Genomic DNA, 17,613 nt, shown 5'->3' on the forward strand with positions numbered 1-17,613 from the left:
ACTACCTTCTAAATACTTTATTTATGGTCACTCTTATCACTACAAATCCCTTCAAGCAGAATGTCTACGACTTGTGTAATACCTTCTATAAGAGTCATTTCCCCAGCCCGGGATACCTGATATTCGATCAACCGATACATGGAGCCAATATACATTTGTACAAATAGGTCAAAATTAAACTCCTTAAGAACACCCTGCTCTACCCCTTCATCTACCAATGCCCGAATACCGATCCAGCCTTCCCTCATATATTCATCGGCATATCTCCAAGCTTCCGGATATCCGTTACGGAGTTCATCTAGCAAACGTACATCTTTCATCGCAATTCCACCGGGCAATATGATCAGGGCTTGCTTCAATTTTTCTAGGGTAGGTAGGGATTCGTCTTCTCTAATTGTAGCTTCAGTTGCCCGCATTTCTCCAATAGATTGCTTGACTAGTGCCAAGACCAGCGATTCCTTGGATTCAAACTGCTGATATAATGTCTTCGAACTGATTCCCAGTCTTGAAGTGATATCCCGGATCGAAAACTTCAACCCGCGATAATCCACCTCGGCGGCGACAGCCTGAAGTATACGTTCTCTCATAATTTAAACTTCGTCTCCTTCATGCTATCCGTATGTGTTCTTATACCTCTTGGTAGTGTAGCCCCTCTTTCCGAATGAATAAACCTCGGTATAAAGAATAATGGATACAGCAACAGAAATAAATTAGGGATCCACCAGAAGAGATCAAAGTCTCCACGGATGCTCCAGAAGGCAATGGCTTGCAGCCCTGAACAGAACGTCAGAACCAAGGATATTAAGGCGAGTGACTTCCACGCAGGATTGTCATTGCTCTTCGCGCATAGATACAAGGCTGTCAAACCTGTAGCCGAGATGAATAAATCAAGCGGAAGGAAAGACACATTCCAAGCAACCAGCAATGGATTACTGTAATCCTGATATAAATACTCTTTAGGAATCCAACCAAGAAAGGTGATTCCCCAATAGATGATAAAGCCGACATCCGTTAAGAGCATAAATCTCTTTAAAGTTCTGCTCATTTAGCCGCCTCCAATTGAATAGTTATCAGAAAACACGGAAAACATTTTTGTTTATTTGTTTTCCAGCGTATCAGATTCTTCTCTATGTGTCAAAGAAAAGGGAACTATCTCCCATCTCATGAAATGTAAAAGAAGGTTACCCTCATGATGGGTAACCTTCTTGAACTTGTTTATTTTTAGACCAGTGCGTTCGCAGTTACAATTGACTGATAAGTTGCATTCACATTAAGCGGTGCCGTTGGCACACCGCTCTGGTCAAAGATCAGACGCTCTGCATCCAATTCTTCTAGCGTAGAGACACGACCTTCTACATAGTCCAGAATTCGATCTCCGGCAGATTGGATCCGAGCCTTCAATCCACCGTAACGGATATCAAGCACTTCCCAGCCAAAGGCTTTGTAGGTGAGCATCCACATTTTGCGATTTGCCAAGCGAAGCTCTTCAACTAAAGAGATTAACTTCGGTAATTCGTCACTGACGATCGAGGTCAATTCTCCCAATTGCTTGGCATCATAATGACGTTTGATACGTACACCCAGCGTCGATTTCACCGATAATACAGCAGCTAGTTTCTCATAGCATGCGAATAACTCATGGAAAGGAGTTGGCATAGTCTCTTTGCATCTGCACCATTTCTTCTCCATCTCAGCATAATATCCCGGCAACATGCTCTCAGTCTCAGCCCCAATATGCCCATCGAACAACCCTATCATTAAATCCTGCCATAGCAGGAATTTAGAAGTGTTTGCCATCCAGTGGTTGCCTTCATCCACACCTGGAACTTCGTCCATATACTTAAGCGATACCAGCGGTTCAAATAAATCTAAGCCCGTACAAGCCTTCAGACGTTTGGCTAGATGCTCGTCATCCACATCATCTCCATACCCATGTTCTGCAAACAACTGGAGTCCAGCTAAAATGACAAGATGATTCGTTTCATTTCCATTGTCACCCCAAGCAGTCGAAAAGACTTCCTTCAGTCCTTTGTTCTTAGCAGCTCGAAGCGCCGGATGACTTATAGTCCATGTCTTACCGTAATTTGGCACGATAGAATTCCACATATGAATTCCACCTGCAAAGATCGGCAGCGAGCCAAATTTCAGGTGCATATCATATATTTTCTCGTAACTTGCTTCGTCACCTTTACCATAATCCCAATATACAAACTGAACACCTTCAGGGATTTTGTCCATATTCTCGTCCGAAAAATTAGCATTAGGGTTATATAAATGTCCCTGATAATCATTCGCGAGCAGATTGAAATACATGTCGCTCCAAATCATCGGATGCAGCTCATATTTATTTGTGATTTCTAGAACCTTGCTTACGTGTTCATTCATAATTTCAAAGCGGTCACGGAAACCGTGCTCACGTAAATACCGTCCTAATCCAACTTGGAATGCTTCATCCATACCGATATGAATTCGTTTCGAACGGAACGTCTTTGCCGCTGTACCGATCATCTGCTCAATAAATTCATAGGTTTTGGGCTCACTCGGGAGCAAGATATCGTTATGATCCTTGATCTGACTGGCATAATCCCATTTCAATGCATGAGGCAGGTGACCTAGCGTTTGTATGCATGGAATCATTTCAATACCAAACATATCAGCATAATCGTCACAATCCCGTAATTCTTCAACTGTGTAACGGCCTCGCATGTAGCCGAAGTATGGCAACTCCTCAACCTCATAAGTATCCTCGGTATACATCATCAAACCGTTTAGCCCCATGACTGCCATATAGCGAATAAATTGCTTAATTGTATCCGTTGTCATAACTCCGTTGCGTGATACATCTAGCATCGTCCCATTGAAATCAAATCTCGGCTGTTCCGTTACCTCAAATGAACCGCCTTCTTTCGCATGCTCGACAAATAGTCCAAGCGCACGGTAGAAATGAATCTTATTCTGATATTGGATACGTCCCTGACCTTCGCTTAGTGAAACCTTCAGGGGTCCTTCCTCTTGAATTACGTCGATGGTCAAACCTTCATTGTGAAGTTGTAACCCAAGCATATCAGCCAACTGAGCTACGCCTTGCGATATCTCTTGGGTCACGCCGTTTAAATGTATCTTCACTTTCTCTACCTCCTCTAGTCTAATTGCCCTCTCTTATTATGAATAATAGGGGGCTCCCCTTGTCATCCAAAATGACTTAAAAAGCCCCCCCCTTTTAGTTACTTAATATAGACGAAGACCTGTCGTCACAATCTCACATGGACCAACCACCATAGATAAACCACCTACGGCATTCTTAGTTAGAGGCAGCATCACCTCTTCCAAGATCGTTGTTTTGTAGAAGTGTTCACAAGGAATATCTGTACTTAAGGTAAGCTCCGTTTGTTCTTTGCTCATGTTGTACCAACGTAACATGAGATCTCCACTCTCTTCATTCATCTTCATCGAAGAGAAGGCAAGCTCAGCACTTTCCCATTTAAATGGAGTATATGCTGGAGCAATCGGCCCCTCATGAACGTCGCTTTGGCATACAGTCCAAAGAACTTGGAATTGATATGCTTCAGCGTAAGCGCCGGAAGTCATACCGTCTCCAGTGTGTGGAATAAGCTCCATATGGACAGTATGTTCACCTAGGCATTGTGCTTCTGGTGTAGGGAACAATCCCCAATCGCCTAGTTCTCCCACACTGCGAAGCAATGTGATCGCGATCGTATTACGTCCGTCACGTAGTACTTCATACTCGTTCAGACCCAGGTTCGCAACGGTTAGCCCCGCAGTTCCATCGCTTACGTCGACGAAAGCTTGTTGGTGCTGCGTGTTGCTAGGGTTCTGCCATTCTGGTGCAGGCACATTATCCCGCTCCACAACCTCAAACATCGAATCAACTTGATGTACTGAAGCTTCTAGATCCGTAGGGAACAGCGCCCGAACGCGGTGATCCTTCGCTTGGTTATCCAGCTTCGTCTCGATCTGTACGCCTTTTCCACCTTGCTCCAAGGAAATGACAGTTCGGATCTTCATGATCACAGTACGGCTGCTCCGCTGTGCAGTACGCTCTGGGTAATATACCAGTGCCCGTTGTTCTTCATCTAATTTATCATCTGCTGATGCAGGAATTTCCCACTCATGGGTAACTTCTACCGAAGCGCGATAAGGTGTATCTTCCAGCACGGAGATCCCTGCAGTAAGTCCCTTCGTCGTCAACGTCTTCTCACCATCTGGTTGTCTGTACATATATTCGTTACCAATATCTCCAGTATTCTCATATACCCCTAGATCACTGTAGATGCGGCCTGTTGTTTTGTCTGTGAGTGTGAATGAACCGTCGCCCTCAACATTCACTTTCAACGTAGCATTCTCCATTGTACGGTCTCCCGTGAATAAAGAATCACTTTGAGCTGGAGCTCCTGCTTTCCGTACCCATGCATACGTGCGTAAGCCAATAGCTGGAACGTTCTCTGCTTGGAACGTCAGTTTGACCTTACGACACATATAAGGCTGACGGAATTTATCGTCTGGTAAGTCGTAACCGAATAGAAGACCTAAATCTTCCACCGTGCAATTCAGCACATTTCCTTGCTCATCAACCAACAGACGGCCGGAAAGATCAACGTCCTTCATCCGCTGTGCAGTCTCCTCAAGCGTGAAACCTTCACGCAAATACAAGCGGGCAGCATCCAACTCGATCGATACCGTTCCCGTACGGCTCCATCCCGTCGTGTTCATCACGAGTAGTGGTAGCGGGTCTTCGCCAAACTCAGCAAAGCCTGCAGTGTTCACTGCCTCAGCAATGATACGTTTGCTGTCATCGATGATACTCTCAGCGACATGGCGGCTCTTGTCGAAGCGTGTAACCATCTCACGATGCACTTCATCCACGCTACAACCACAAATACTATCGTGTGGATGGTTCTGCATCAAAGTCTTCCAAGCGTACGTAAACAGATGATGCGGATAGTCTTGTCCCAACACATGAGCGATAGATGCAAGGGGTTCAGCGACCTTCTCTAGAATCGCTTGTCCTTCCTGATTCATCTGCTTCAGGTAGACACGAGCTGACGCGGTATTTACAAGCGTGCCCCAACCATCGGTACGTTGGCTGCGAAGCTCGCCTTTTACCGACGACAATTCACGATCGCTAGCACTTTCAATCGCACGTAGATAATCCGGGAAGTTCGAATGAATGAATTCCGTATCCGGGTACAATTCCTTCGCTTTGCGGATAGCTTCCGGTAGATCAAGTTGCAACGGTTGATGGTCGCAACCATTCATGAACAGAAGTTGATCTGTCGAAGCATATTTCTCTGCATCTGCCAGCTTCTTATCCCAAAATTCTTTGGCCTCTGTTTCATCGGTAGGTACTTCGTTCCCATTAGAATACCAGTTAGCAAACAAAATGCCGAGCACTTTAGATCCATCTGGACCTTCCCAAATCAACTCGGAGAATGATGACTCATAGTCGCCGTCCGATACCATGTTATTGAATCCAGTTGGTTTCACACCACGTCCGAAGAACGCATTGGTGATACCGGATTGCAACATCAACTGCGGGGTTTGTCCCACTAGACCAAACGTATCCGGGAAATAGCCAATCTTGGAAGGCTCGCCGTAACGCTTAGAATCCTGGTGCCCGATCTGCATGTTACGTACGTTCGCTTCTCCACTCGTTAGGAATGCATCCTGCAGAATGTACCATGGGCCGATCAATAGACGTCCCTCAGTAATATATTTCTCCAAACGTTCCTTGTTCTCNCATCCTGCAGAATGTACCATGGGCCGATCAATAGACGTCCCTCAGTAATATATTTCTCCAAACGTTCCTTGTTCTCCGGTCGTACTTGGAGGTAATCTTCTAGGATGATTGTCTGTCCATCAAGATAGAAACTCTTGAATTCCGAGTCCCCATCTAATTTATCCAATAATGCATCCACCAACTGGACTAGACGGACATGATGCTTCTCATAAGGTAGATACCATTCCCGATCCCAGTGCGTGTGGGAAATGATATGTGCGGTTCTTTTGTTAGCCATAACCCAGATGACTCCCCTTTCAAATAAACCCTATTATCATAAGGAAATATCGGCCTCATTAGGCCGATATCCCCTTTGCTCTTCTATTCGTACTAATCGTACTAATTCATCAAAAACTATGCTTCCAAAGGAAACTTTTCCATGTACTCAAGCAACTCATCAACAGTAGTAAAGGCTAGGCCTGTCACTGTATCTGCACAGCCATAGTAAATCGCAATTCGTCCTGTTTCAGCATCTGTTAAAGCCGCGCAAGGGAAGGTTACATTCGGAACATCTCCAACGCATTCGTACAAGGTTTCTGGTCCCATAATGTAGTTACGTGACCGTGCAATAACTTTCCATGGCTCATTAATATCCAAGAGAGCAACACCCATACGGTATACAAAACCGTTACAAGTATTGATTACCCCATGATAAATCAACAACCAACCTTTATCAGTTTCAATTGGAACCGGGCCTGGACCGATTTTCTTGGACTGCCAAGCCGAAGTGTCCCCATCTACTGTACCCATTACATAACGGTGTTTACCCCAGAAAGTAAGATCAGGGCTTACACTGTAGAAAATGTCTCCGAAAGGAGTGTGGCCCGTGTCACTTGGACGGCTGACCATAGCATAATGATCATTGATTTTACGTGGGAAAAGTACACCATTACGGTTGTAAGGCAAAAAGGCATTTTCCAATTGGTGGAACGTTTTAAAGTCGAATGTATAAGCGATCCCGATGGTAGGGCCATGATAGCCATTGCACCACGTAATATAGTAGCGGTCTTCAATTTTGATGACCCGTGGATCATAACGGTATTCGCGCTTAATTATTTCTTCGTCTCCCTCAAAAACGATCGGCTCGTGATTGATTTTCCAGTTCACGCCATCGTCACTGAAACCAGCGAAAATGTCCATACTGACAGATTTCGAGTCGCAACGGAATACGCCTGCAAACCCACCTTCAAAAGGAACAACAGCCGAGTTGAATACACTGTTAGAGTTCGGAATAGCATCCCGATTGATAATCGGATTTGCGGAATACCGCCATACCGGTGAGTTAGTGTTGGCAGGTTTCTCCTGCCAAGGAATGTTTGACAATTGTTCTCCAATAATTTTGCTCATGTTCATTTCTCCTTTTCATTAGAAGCATTTATATTTCAGGTCCATCCGGATTTGCTTATTATAGTCAGGCTTAGAGAATGCCTTCCTTCATCGCACGATATACAAGCTGTGAGAACAGACTGTTTGACCATGCGAACCATTTGCGGGTGAAAATCGTTGGATCATCTACATGGAATCCTTCATGCATAAATCCTGTATCCGCATCTGTGTTCTCTAGCATAGCGATCATTTCCAGTTTTTCTTCAGCCGACTGAGCTGTAATTCCTTGCATCGAAAGTGCCATGTGCCAAATGTAGTTCTTTGGTGTATGTGGACTACCGATACCTTTAGCCATTTTACCTTCAAAGTAGAATGGGTTCTCTTTGCTCAGCGCAAAACGTCTAGTATTCTGATAAATTTCATCATCTGCACTCACGTAACCAAGGTACGGGATAGACATCAAACCAGGTGTACCTGCGTCATCCATCAAGCAGTAGTTGCCAAATCCATCTGTTTCATAGGCATAGATAGGTCCAAATTCAGGATGACGATAAATACCATACAACTTGATACCGTAATCCACTTCAAATTCCAATTCCTTCAGCTCAGCTAGGAGTTCCATATCACGGAATACCCATTCTGCAAATTCCTGCATTTGACGAAGTGCCACAACCGCAAACATGTTACCTGGAATGTTGTAGTGGAAATCGCAAGCATCGTCACTGGAGCGGAAACCTGACCAGATCATGCCGGTGTAATTGACTGGCATTCCAAGGCCATTGTTACGCAATGAATCCTCAGGAATTCCGTTATTCCGAGTGAATCGATAAGGAGATTTCTCGAAATGATGTTGTTCGGTTTTGAATAGCTCAATGATACGTTTCATAGCCGATTTGAATCCAGCGTCGAAGATATCAGTTAATTCAGTTTCTTTCCAATATGTGTAGGCCAGACGGATAACGAAACATAAAGAATCGATCTCAAATTTACGTTCCCATACCCATGGCGACATTTCAGTAACATCCGTCGTATTCCAATGCCAATCGTTAGCAGACTCGTTGAATGCATTAGCATATGGATCAATATGAATATATTGAATATGACGCTTAATAAGCCCACTGATAATACGTTGTAAATCCTTATCTTCCTTAGCAAACGGCACGTATTGAATTACTTGCTCTACCGAGTCACGCAGCCAAGAAGCTGGGATATCCCCTGTGATGACAAAGGTTGTTCCATCATCCATCAGTTTCGTTGTTGTTTCTAAAGTATTAGGAAAACAGTTTTTGAATAACTGTAATAGTTTCGGTCGATGAGCCAGCTTTTCCTCGGCTTCGGCCAGTACTTCTTGTATTGCTACCGGTAGTGTAAGCTCAGGCATCGGTATTTTTGGAAGTCTGAATTGTTCCATGGTAGTCTCGCTCCTTTAAATTTTATATTAGTAGTTAATTTTAATTGTCTTAATCTCATACGGCGTGAATTGCAGTTCAATCCGACCACCAACATGATCTATCACGTCCATCTCTTGCTCCAAAGCATTGGAGTGGAAGATTTCAGTACACGCCTGAGGCCAATTTAGTTCTACAGTTTCCCGACCACCTGCTGATTCGTAGAATCTTAGGATACTCCCCGTTCCATCTTCAGAAGGTTTAACTGTATCGAGTATAACATGTTGTCCCGAGAACTGGATTAAAGATTGCATATTCGGCAGTGAACCTTGCTTATTCTGAGCTGCTACAACAACTGGAGCATGGTTCAGTTCAGCTGCTTTTCTTAGTGTATGAGCTTGACGCCAGTCCTCCATATGAGGATAAAGCGAATAAGTAAACTCATGCTCGCCAAGATCAGCCGTGACATCTGGCCATTTCGGCGCACGTAGCAATGACAGGCGAATGGTACTACCTTGAATGTCATAACCGTATTTGCAATCATTCAACAAGCTGACACCATATCCGCGCTCGGATACATCAGCAAAACGGTGACCACATACCTCGTACTGCGCCTGTTCCCAGCTAGTATTACGGTGAGTTGGACGTTCCAGCGCACCAAACGGAATTTCATACGTCGCTTTGTCAGTTACCACATCTACTGGGAAGCCAACCTTCAGCAATTTATGAGATTCATTCCAGTTTACCTTTGTCTTGAAATCAATGCGCCCATCATGATGATATAGAATCATGTCTTGTGTAATTTCCGATTGATTCAACTTCCAACGGAAACGCAGCACATCTCGAATAGTTCCAGAACTAAGAAGTTTCATCTCTAGAAGTTCAGCATCTCCAGCTGGTTGCTCTTCATACCGGGTATCAATATCCCAAGCATCCCAAAGCGTTGGACGGTCATGGAAGAAGTGTAATCTATTCGCACTTTCTCCAGGCTTAATTGTTTCTCTGTTCGCTGTTTTATCAAACAGGCTAACAATTTCACCTAGATCATTGAAACGAATACGATAGTATTCCGTCTCCCACTCTTTGCTCAAACTAATCTCATGCTTTGTATTAGAATGAACAAGAACAGCAGCATCTTTCTCATTTCTCAGCCAGATCGTCTTATAACCAAGTGCTGGAACGTTAGGTACACGTACCCAAGCCGTGTTCGCATCATTCGTTGTAATATCCATACCGAGACGTGTTCCTTCTCCGTCATAAACGGCTTGTCCCGTCAATTCATTCTCACTAGCGATTTCAATGACAGCGTCACGAGACCAGCCAAGACTGTTGAATATGATATAAGGCGTACCTTCGCCCTCCGTATTCACCTGTCCTGCTAGCAACTCCAACCCTTGAGCAAGACCCTTATTTCCATGTTCAAAAATTTCCGCATATTCCTTCATCGACGTTACATAAGTTTCTGTTATCGCCGAGCCCGGAATAATATCGTGGAACTGGTTGAGCAAAATAAGTTTCCAACCGTCATGTAAAGACTGGCTTGCCTCAAGCTTTTGCTGCGGTTTCATATCTGGCGCTGCAAGTGTGTTCCACAATTCAGCTTCCCGATATAGAACCTCAGCCTTACGGTTGTTCAGCTTATTACGGCCATGTGTTGTATAAGTCCCTCGATGTAATTCCAGATACAAGTCGCCCCGCCATTCAGGAAGCTCTGGTGAGGCTGCCGTAATGCCAGCGAAGAATTCCGCAGCATTACTATATTTACTGACTGGTTGACCAACCATTAGATCTCCACGATTAATGTACTCCAACATTTCGCGAGTGGCACCACCGCCACCGTCTCCATGTCCGTATAGTAACATCTGCTCGTTATGCTTAGCTTTCTCCCGGAAGGACTGCCAATGGTCATGGACATCCTTCGGTAGCGTATTTTCATTAACACCATGATTTAGATAAGACAACATAGGTGTTCCATCAATCCCGACCCAGTGGAACAGATCATAAGGGAATACATTCGTATCGTTCCATCCGAGCTTCGTCGTCATGAAGTACTGAATTCCACCATGCTTCAGAATCTGTGGCAAAGATGCACAGTAGCCGAATGTATCCGGCAACCATTCGATCTCAGATGTCATGCCGAACTCTTCCTGATAGAATCTCTGTCCGTACAGCATTTGGCGCATAAGAGATTCCCCGCTTGGAATGTTCAAATCCGGTTCAACCCACATCCCGCCAACAAGTTCCCAGCGACCTTCTTTAATTCTGTCCTTCACTCTTTCATAAAGTTCAGGATCGTTATCCTTTAAGTAAGCAAACAACTGAGGTTGACTCTGAGCATACTGGTACTCAGGGAATTCATTCATGAGTGCATCTACCGTTGAAAAAGTCCGACTCGTCTTACGAACGGTCTCTCGTACTGGCCAGAGCCAGGCGATATCGATATGTGATTGCCCAACCATGTGGATCGTACCCTCGGCATTTCCGCCGATTTCCCCAGTCTTCTTCTTCAACCGTAATTCTATATCCTTAACGAGACTACCTTCACGAATGGCTTCCTCATCAAGTGCTACAAACTCATCCATGGCAATATATAATGCCTCAATCAAGCGAGTCCGACGGAAATCCTGCTCAGGCAATAACACTGCGGAATCACGGATAACAGTTGCCGTGTACATCAAACTTTGTATTGGACGATTAACGCTAACAATTAAGCTTTGAATCGACCGTATTGGCGGTTGAATAACCGCCTGCTGATTTAACGGGTCCACTGGTTCAGGAATGGGGTCAAACATCTCAATTTCAAGCTCCATTGGCCGTCCTACAACGTCTGCACCTAATGTAACAAATGTATGATTGCGATCTAACCCTTGATATGAATTTCCATTTATACGAAGTATTCCTTCGCCACCACAATTAAATATCAAGCCTACATGGGATTTCAGCCAGTCTTGTGGAATCTCTAAGCGAGAACGAAAAAAGTATGTTGTTCCTTGCTTACTTGGAAAAAGATCATAATCTCCCCCTGCCGTGTAAGGTGCCACGTCATCGTACTCTCCAGGAAGTTTATATGTGGATGATATGATCTCCCAATCGCGAAATTCACGCTGTTCCAACCATTGAGACTCGGATAGCTCTCGAATAAAACGTTTGATCCGTTCCATCTATATTAATCCTCCTGCACAATTAAAGTTGCATGTAGCGTATCGTTCACGTGTTTCCCTACCAATACGCGGAATTCACCAGGTTCTACAACAGGCTTGTAATCCAAGCCAATATACTCAAGCTGTTCAGCTCCAACTGTGAACTCAACTGTTGTACTCTCACCAGGAGCTAGCGTCACCTTGCGGAACCCTTTTAGCTCTTTGGCTGGTCTAGTTATAACACTGACAGTATCGGAGATATACATCTGTACGACCTCTGCACCTTCCATGTCGCCGGTATTAGTTACTTCTACCGTAACAGTGGCTACTCCATCCGCAGGAATTACTTCCGGCTGGACGGTGAGATTAGAGTAACTAAATTCCGTGTAACTCAGTCCATAACCAAACGGATAACGCGGTTGAGAGTCGTCTTCTAGATAACGTTTTCCTCTAGAACGCTTCCCATTATAATATACCGGAAGTTGCCCAACATGTTTCGGTATAGAGATCGTCAATTTACCCGACGGGTTCACATCACCAAACAAGATATCGGCAATCGCATGACCACCCTCTTGACCTGGATACCAAGCCTCCAGAATCGCATGTGCGTGATCTTCAATCCAAGGTTCTGCAATCGGACGACCGTTTATATAAACTACTACAAGGGGTTTACCAAGTTTATAGATTTCTTGAATCAGTTCAAGCTGAGCTCCGGACAGCTTCAAAGACATACGATCTATGCCTTCCCCACAGTCCATATCACTCCAAGAATGATCTGTAACCTTTGAAGCACCTGTCTTCAAATCAATAGATCCTTCACCAAAATCGCGGGCACTGGATCCTCCAACAACCATAACTACCGTATCTGCATCCTTGGCGCAGGTAAGGGCGTAATCAAAACCTTCTTTGGAATCATCCTTAATCCGGCATCCAGGCGCATAAAGAACGCGTCCCGGTTCCTCAGCAAACTTACTACGGATACCACCAAGAACAGTTGTTACCTTAGAGCTAGGTTGCGGTGAAGTATAGTCTCCGAGCTGATTGTAGCCTACATCTGCATTGGGTCCAATGACAGCGATCTTACCAGAAGCTTTGGATAGTGGAAGGATCTTACCTTCATTTTTCAATAGAACAACACCCTCACCGGCAATCTTCCGGGCAAGTGCAGTGTGCTCTTCACTACCAATTACTTTAGCTGCATTCTTTGGATCGGCATACGGGGAATCAAACAATCCCAGTTTGAATTTCAGATTCAGCACACGACGAACTGCAGTATCAACTATCGATGTGTCTAGTTTTTCCTGGCGTACAGCTTCAAGCAAGTACTTCCCGAACATTTCACCAGACATTTCCATATCAATACCTGCGGAGATCGCTTGTACTGCTGCATCCATCCCACCTTCAGCGGTATCGTGGCCTGTAGCCAGCATATCAATGGCACCACAGTCGGTTATGACCATACCGTCAAATCCCCACTCTGTACGGAGAATATCCTGTAAAAGCTCTCTATTCGTCGTACAAGGCATACCATCAATCTCGTTATAAGCTGGCATAATTGATACAGCGCCCGCTTCCACCGCTTTCTTGAACGGAAGCATATCAACTTCAAGCAATTCTCTCTTACCCATATGAACAGGGCCAGCATTTCTACCGCCCTCTGAGCTACCGTAGCCTACAAAATGTTTCAACGTAGCGACCACGCTATCCTCTTGATCCAATGATTCTCCCTGAAGTCCTTCCACAGAGGCGACCGCAAGCTCACTGATCAAATACGCATCTTCACCGAAGCACTCTTCAGTCCGACCCCAACGAGGATCACGCACTACATCAAGTACTGGAGAATAAGTCGCGGCTCCACCTTGGCTCCGCGTCTCTCTCGCCACAGCACGGCACATTTCGCGATATAGATCTACATTCCATGTGCTACCAAGACTTAGCGGTACAGGGAATACTGTAGCACCAATCGCCATATGCCCATGGGAGCATTCCTCTCCAATCAGGATAGGAATACCCAAACGGGAATGCTCTATAGCATAACGTTGGATTTCGTTAACGGCCTCTGCGCCTTCTTCCGGGGATAATCCAGTCTCGATTGTGACTCCCGTCCACGGATCAGCACGAAGCACGCCGTACAACGAACCTATACCGCCATTCTTTACCTGTTCCTTGAATTCCTTAGTAAGCTCGATTTTGCCGTCTTTATTCTCATAAGTCTGCCATCCAAATGGTTGGATCAATTGGCCGATCTTCTCTTCCAAAGTCATCAGACTGAGCAAATGTTCCACTCGTTCTGAAGTAGAATTGTTACGATCCTTATAGATCATAGTTGCCTTCTCTCCTTCTTTGAGGACCTTATTCTTTAACAGCTCCTATAGTGAGCCCTGAAATGAAATAACGTTGGAAGAACGGGTATGCAAAGATAATCGGTAACGTAGCCAGAACAACCATCGCCATACGCGAAGTATCTTGAGGCAATGATCTCAAAGCTTCCAAACTCAGCGAGCTATTCGATGCATTTTGCATGATGAATTGCATACTAGTCTCGATACGCATCAACATCGATTGCAATGGCACTAGGTTCGGATTGTCAATATAGAGTAGCGCATTAAACCAGTCATTCCAGTAACCGAGTGTGCTGAACAAACCAATCGTTGCCAGACCCGGTAGGGATAAAGGAAGTACCAATTTAAGGAAAATACGGAACTCTCCTGCTCCGTCAATTTTCCCTGATTCAATAATAGCGTCAGGAACGCTTGTGCTATAGAAGGTCCGCAAGATCATAATGTAGAAGGCATTTACCGCTAGCGGCAAAATCAAAGCCCACACCGTATCTTTTAAACCCATAAGCTGAGTAACTACAATATAGGTCGGAACAAGTCCACCATTAAACAACATCGTGAAGAAGGCAAAGAAAGCGAAGAAGTTACGATATTTGAAGCTCTTTCGCGAAACAGCGTACGCGTAAAAGGACATAAACAGCAAACTGATGATAGTACCTACGACTGTGACAAAAATCGTCACCCCATAGGAACGGATTAATGAATCCCCCATATCAAATACATATTGGTAAGCCGAAAAACTCCATTTTTCAGGAATTAATCTGTAACCATTGTTAGCAAGCGCACCCTCATCTGTTAGGGAAATGATAACTACAAACAGAAAAGGAAATACGCAAAGCAAGGAAAAGATTCCGGCAATGAGGTTAAATGAAATATTCATTGGTGTCGATAGGTTATGAAAATCGCGTTCTTTCTTTTTTCGTTGAGACACACTACTCACTCCCTTCGGTATTTTAGAACAAGGCGTTATCCTTGTCGAATTTTCGTACGATATAGTTTGATGCCATAACTAGAGTAAAACCTACAACCGATTGATACAATCCTGCCGCAGCACTCATGCCAATCTCACCTGTTGTTTTAAGACCACGATATACGTAAGTATCGATAACGTTTGTCACGCCATACAATGTTCCGGAATCCCTTGGTACTTGATAGAACAAACCAAAGTCTGCATAAAATATTTTTCCGATAGCTAGCAATGTCATGATCGTGATGATTGGTCTAAGAAGCGGTAGCGTAATTGCACGAATTTGTTGCATTTTGCTGGCGCCATCGATCATTGCGGCTTCGTAAAGTGATCTGTCGATCCCCATAATAGAAGCTAGATATACAACGCTGTTATAACCGACTGCCTTCCACAAATAAACAAATACTAAAATGAACGGCCAATACTTCGATTCCGAATACCATTGAATCGATTCAATGCCCATTGATTCAAATACTCCGTTCAACAATCCACGGTCTGAGCTCAAGAAACTAAACGTGAAATAACCGACAATGACCCATGAAAGAAAATAAGGGAGGAACATGCCGGTCTGGTATATTTTCGAGAGACGCTTGTTGGTAATTTCGGATAATATGACAGCCAATATTACCGATAAGATGAGTCCAATAAAGATAAATGCAATATTATAGAGCAATGTATTCCTTGTAATCACATAGGCATCATCCGTGCTAAACAAAAATTTAAAGTTGTCCCATCCAACCCATTTACTGTTCACAATGCTGGCCCAGAAGCCATCGCGGCTGAAGCGATATTCCTTAAAGGCTATGACCGTTCCGAGCATCGGTAAATAGGAGAAGAAGAGGAACCACAGTGCGCCGGGAAGAACCATGAATAACATAACTTTATTTCTGTTGATATTTTTGAAAAACTCTCCGACCATTTTCACGTTATATCCCTCCTGAAAGTGTAAATTTCATGAAAAAAAATCGGGCGAAAGGCTATCACCCGCCCGATTTTCTTCATTAATTATTGATATTACTTACCAGTTGCCGCTCTCCACTCATCGATTTGTCTTTGAGCTTCTGCCATAACTTTATCCAATCCAGCAGCTTTGAATTTCTCAATAGCTTTTGGTAGATATTCATCTGGATCAACGGTTCCTGTCATTAATGCTGCCCAATACTCTTCCTTAACGTTTTGAACAGAAGCAAGTTCAGTAGATACCTTCGAAGTATCGAAGTTGAAACCTAGCAATGGAGCATCAATTCCTGATTCATTAAATTTCTTGAATTCATCCCATTTGTTCTCTGGGTCGCCTTCATTTAGGTAAGTAAGCATTACGTTACCAAAAGCAAATGTTGGCATATCATAGTCTTTAGATTTATCTAGATTCTTCATAACGTTTTCACTAACTTTTTCGTAGTGGACGCCTTCAATACCGGAATCGATCATATTACGCAATACCGGATCTGTGTTCAACAGATTAAGGAATTCCATAGCTTTCTCAGGATACTTAGAGTTAGCTGAGATTGCTTGCATTGAACCCATTACAGACCAGTTGTAAATAATTGGGTCGCCAGCTGGTGTAGATACGATTGGGTAACCCATGCTTGTAGACCAAAGGTTATCTGCGAAAGGTTGAGTTGATGCACGGTCTACCAACCACTTGCCTGATTTGTACAAGTCATCTACTGAAGTTACTGTGGATACTTCTGGGGAAACAAATCCCTCTTTGTAGAATGTGCGTACAGTTTTCAATGTTTCTTTTAATTCTGGTGTTTCTAAGATGTTAACCACTTTGTAGTCTTCAGTATCAAGGTAAACAGCCATAGGCAATTTCTCGATAACATAGTCAAATGGCATTACAGGTACGAAATCCTTAACCATTGCATAAGGAGTAACGCCTGGTTCGTTTTCTTTGATCGTCTTCAACAAAGGAATTAGACTTTCCATTGATTTCACATTTGTGATATCCAAGTTGTATTTATCAACGAGTTCTTTGTTGAAACGCCATACTTCTTGAGCTGGAAGCTCTTTGTTAGCCGGTACTCCATAGTTATGACCGTCTACTTTGGAACCTTCAAGGAACGCAGGGTCAAGAGTTGCTACGATGTCTTTACCTTGATTTTGCAACAAATCATCTAATTGCATAAATGCGCCTTTACGTGCGTTTTGCACGTAATCAAACGCCCATGAACATGTAAACATGATATCCATCGGTTCGCCGGATGCAGCCATTACCTGCATTTTTTGCGAATAGTCACCGAAATCGATCATTTTCAATTTGATGGTTGCATTTATTTTTTCTTTGGTATATTTGTTTACTTCCGCCATAACCAAATCAGCATCTTTTTGTGGAGCTCCGACCGTATACCAGATCAATTCAACTGGTTTCTCGGACTTAGATGGTGTTGATCCAGAAGCATTGTTATTGCTCGCCGCATTGTTGTTTCCACCACAAGCAGTGACCAATAGTGTAAGCGCCATCAGCGATGTTAGCAAAAGAGAAAACTTTTTTCTTCTTGTACTCATTATTGAATACCCTCCCTTTGATTAACCTTACTTTTGTTTTTGTCTATGCCCCTTAAGGACTACCTTAACTTTAAATTATGAAAGCATTTTCACATAGAAGTGAAACTAAATAAATCATGTACAAAATAAAGAAAAGGCTCTAGCT

10 protein-coding genes and 1 pseudogene are annotated in these 17,613 nt (G+C 43.8%); all 11 read right to left on the minus strand.

Annotated elements, in window-relative coordinates:
• Nucleotides 1-17: 17 nt before the first annotated feature.
• On the minus strand, nucleotides 18-587 hold the full coding sequence (locus tag EJP82_RS15790; RefSeq protein WP_127193042.1) for a TetR/AcrR family transcriptional regulator: 570 nt from the start codon (nucleotides 585-587) through the stop codon (nucleotides 18-20).
• Nucleotides 584-1,045: a DUF5360 family protein gene (locus tag EJP82_RS15795; RefSeq protein ID WP_170220204.1), complete on the minus strand. Its 462-nt coding sequence runs from the start codon at nucleotides 1,043-1,045 to the stop codon at nucleotides 584-586. The genes EJP82_RS15790 and EJP82_RS15795 overlap by 4 nt, the downstream gene beginning before the upstream one ends.
• 176 nt (nucleotides 1,046-1,221) lie before the next feature.
• Nucleotides 1,222-3,126 (minus strand): beta-N-acetylhexosaminidase, encoded by a 1,905-nt coding sequence (locus tag EJP82_RS15800; RefSeq protein ID WP_127193043.1) that lies wholly within the window; start codon nucleotides 3,124-3,126, stop codon nucleotides 1,222-1,224.
• A 102-nt stretch (nucleotides 3,127-3,228) separates the two neighbouring features.
• Nucleotides 3,229-6,035 (minus strand): annotated as a pseudogene (locus EJP82_RS15805) (alpha-mannosidase).
• A 116-nt stretch (nucleotides 6,036-6,151) separates the two neighbouring features.
• Nucleotides 6,152-7,144, minus strand: a complete 993-nt coding sequence (locus EJP82_RS15810; RefSeq protein WP_127193044.1) for a glycoside hydrolase family 130 protein — start codon at nucleotides 7,142-7,144, stop codon at nucleotides 6,152-6,154.
• A 70-nt stretch (nucleotides 7,145-7,214) separates the two neighbouring features.
• On the minus strand, nucleotides 7,215-8,534 hold the full coding sequence (locus EJP82_RS15815; RefSeq protein WP_127193045.1) for a glycoside hydrolase family 125 protein: 1,320 nt from the start codon (nucleotides 8,532-8,534) through the stop codon (nucleotides 7,215-7,217).
• 27 nt (nucleotides 8,535-8,561) lie between these two features.
• The gene (locus tag EJP82_RS15820) at nucleotides 8,562-11,672 is read right to left on the minus strand and encodes an alpha-mannosidase (protein WP_127193046.1); all 3,111 of its coding nucleotides are present in this window, start codon (nucleotides 11,670-11,672) and stop codon (nucleotides 8,562-8,564) included.
• Nucleotides 11,673-11,677: 5 nt separating this feature from the next.
• Nucleotides 11,678-13,975, minus strand: coding sequence for a glycoside hydrolase family 3 N-terminal domain-containing protein (locus tag EJP82_RS15825; protein WP_127193047.1), 2,298 nt, complete (start codon nucleotides 13,973-13,975; stop codon nucleotides 11,678-11,680).
• 28 nt (nucleotides 13,976-14,003) lie between these two features.
• Nucleotides 14,004-14,870 (minus strand): carbohydrate ABC transporter permease, encoded by an 867-nt coding sequence (locus tag EJP82_RS15830; protein WP_170220211.1) that lies wholly within the window; start codon nucleotides 14,868-14,870, stop codon nucleotides 14,004-14,006.
• A 73-nt stretch (nucleotides 14,871-14,943) separates the two neighbouring features.
• Nucleotides 14,944-15,876, minus strand: coding sequence for an ABC transporter permease (locus tag EJP82_RS15835; RefSeq protein ID WP_127193155.1), 933 nt, complete (start codon nucleotides 15,874-15,876; stop codon nucleotides 14,944-14,946).
• A 95-nt stretch (nucleotides 15,877-15,971) separates the two neighbouring features.
• Complete coding sequence (locus EJP82_RS15840; RefSeq protein WP_127193049.1) at nucleotides 15,972-17,468, minus strand: ABC transporter substrate-binding protein; 1,497 nt, start codon at nucleotides 17,466-17,468, stop codon at nucleotides 15,972-15,974.
• Between the last annotated feature and the right edge of the window lie 145 nt (nucleotides 17,469-17,613).

The sequence above is a fragment of the Paenibacillus anaericanus genome (assembly GCF_003994475.1).
In the GTDB taxonomy this organism is placed as follows: Bacteria; Bacillota; Bacilli; order Paenibacillales; family Paenibacillaceae; genus Fontibacillus; species Fontibacillus anaericanus.

Coding starts and splice junctions, on each gene's coding strand:
- EJP82_RS15790 (WP_127193042.1), bottom strand. CDS start 587: ATGAGAGAACGTATACTTCAGGCTGTCGCCGCCGAGGTGGATTATCGC.
- EJP82_RS15795 (WP_170220204.1), bottom strand. CDS start 1,045: ATGAGCAGAACTTTAAAGAGATTTATGCTCTTAACGGATGTCGGCTTT.
- EJP82_RS15810 (WP_127193044.1), bottom strand. CDS start 7,144: ATGAGCAAAATTATTGGAGAACAATTGTCAAACATTCCTTGGCAGGAG.
- EJP82_RS15815 (WP_127193045.1), bottom strand. CDS start 8,534: ATGGAACAATTCAGACTTCCAAAAATACCGATGCCTGAGCTTACACTA.
- EJP82_RS15820 (WP_127193046.1), bottom strand. CDS start 11,672: ATGGAACGGATCAAACGTTTTATTCGAGAGCTATCCGAGTCTCAATGG.
- EJP82_RS15825 (WP_127193047.1), bottom strand. CDS start 13,975: ATGATCTATAAGGATCGTAACAATTCTACTTCAGAACGAGTGGAACAT.
- EJP82_RS15830 (WP_170220211.1), bottom strand. CDS start 14,870: ATGAATATTTCATTTAACCTCATTGCCGGAATCTTTTCCTTGCTTTGC.
- EJP82_RS15835 (WP_127193155.1), bottom strand. CDS start 15,876: ATGGTCGGAGAGTTTTTCAAAAATATCAACAGAAATAAAGTTATGTTA.
- EJP82_RS15840 (WP_127193049.1), bottom strand. CDS start 17,468: ATGAGTACAAGAAGAAAAAAGTTTTCTCTTTTGCTAACATCGCTGATG.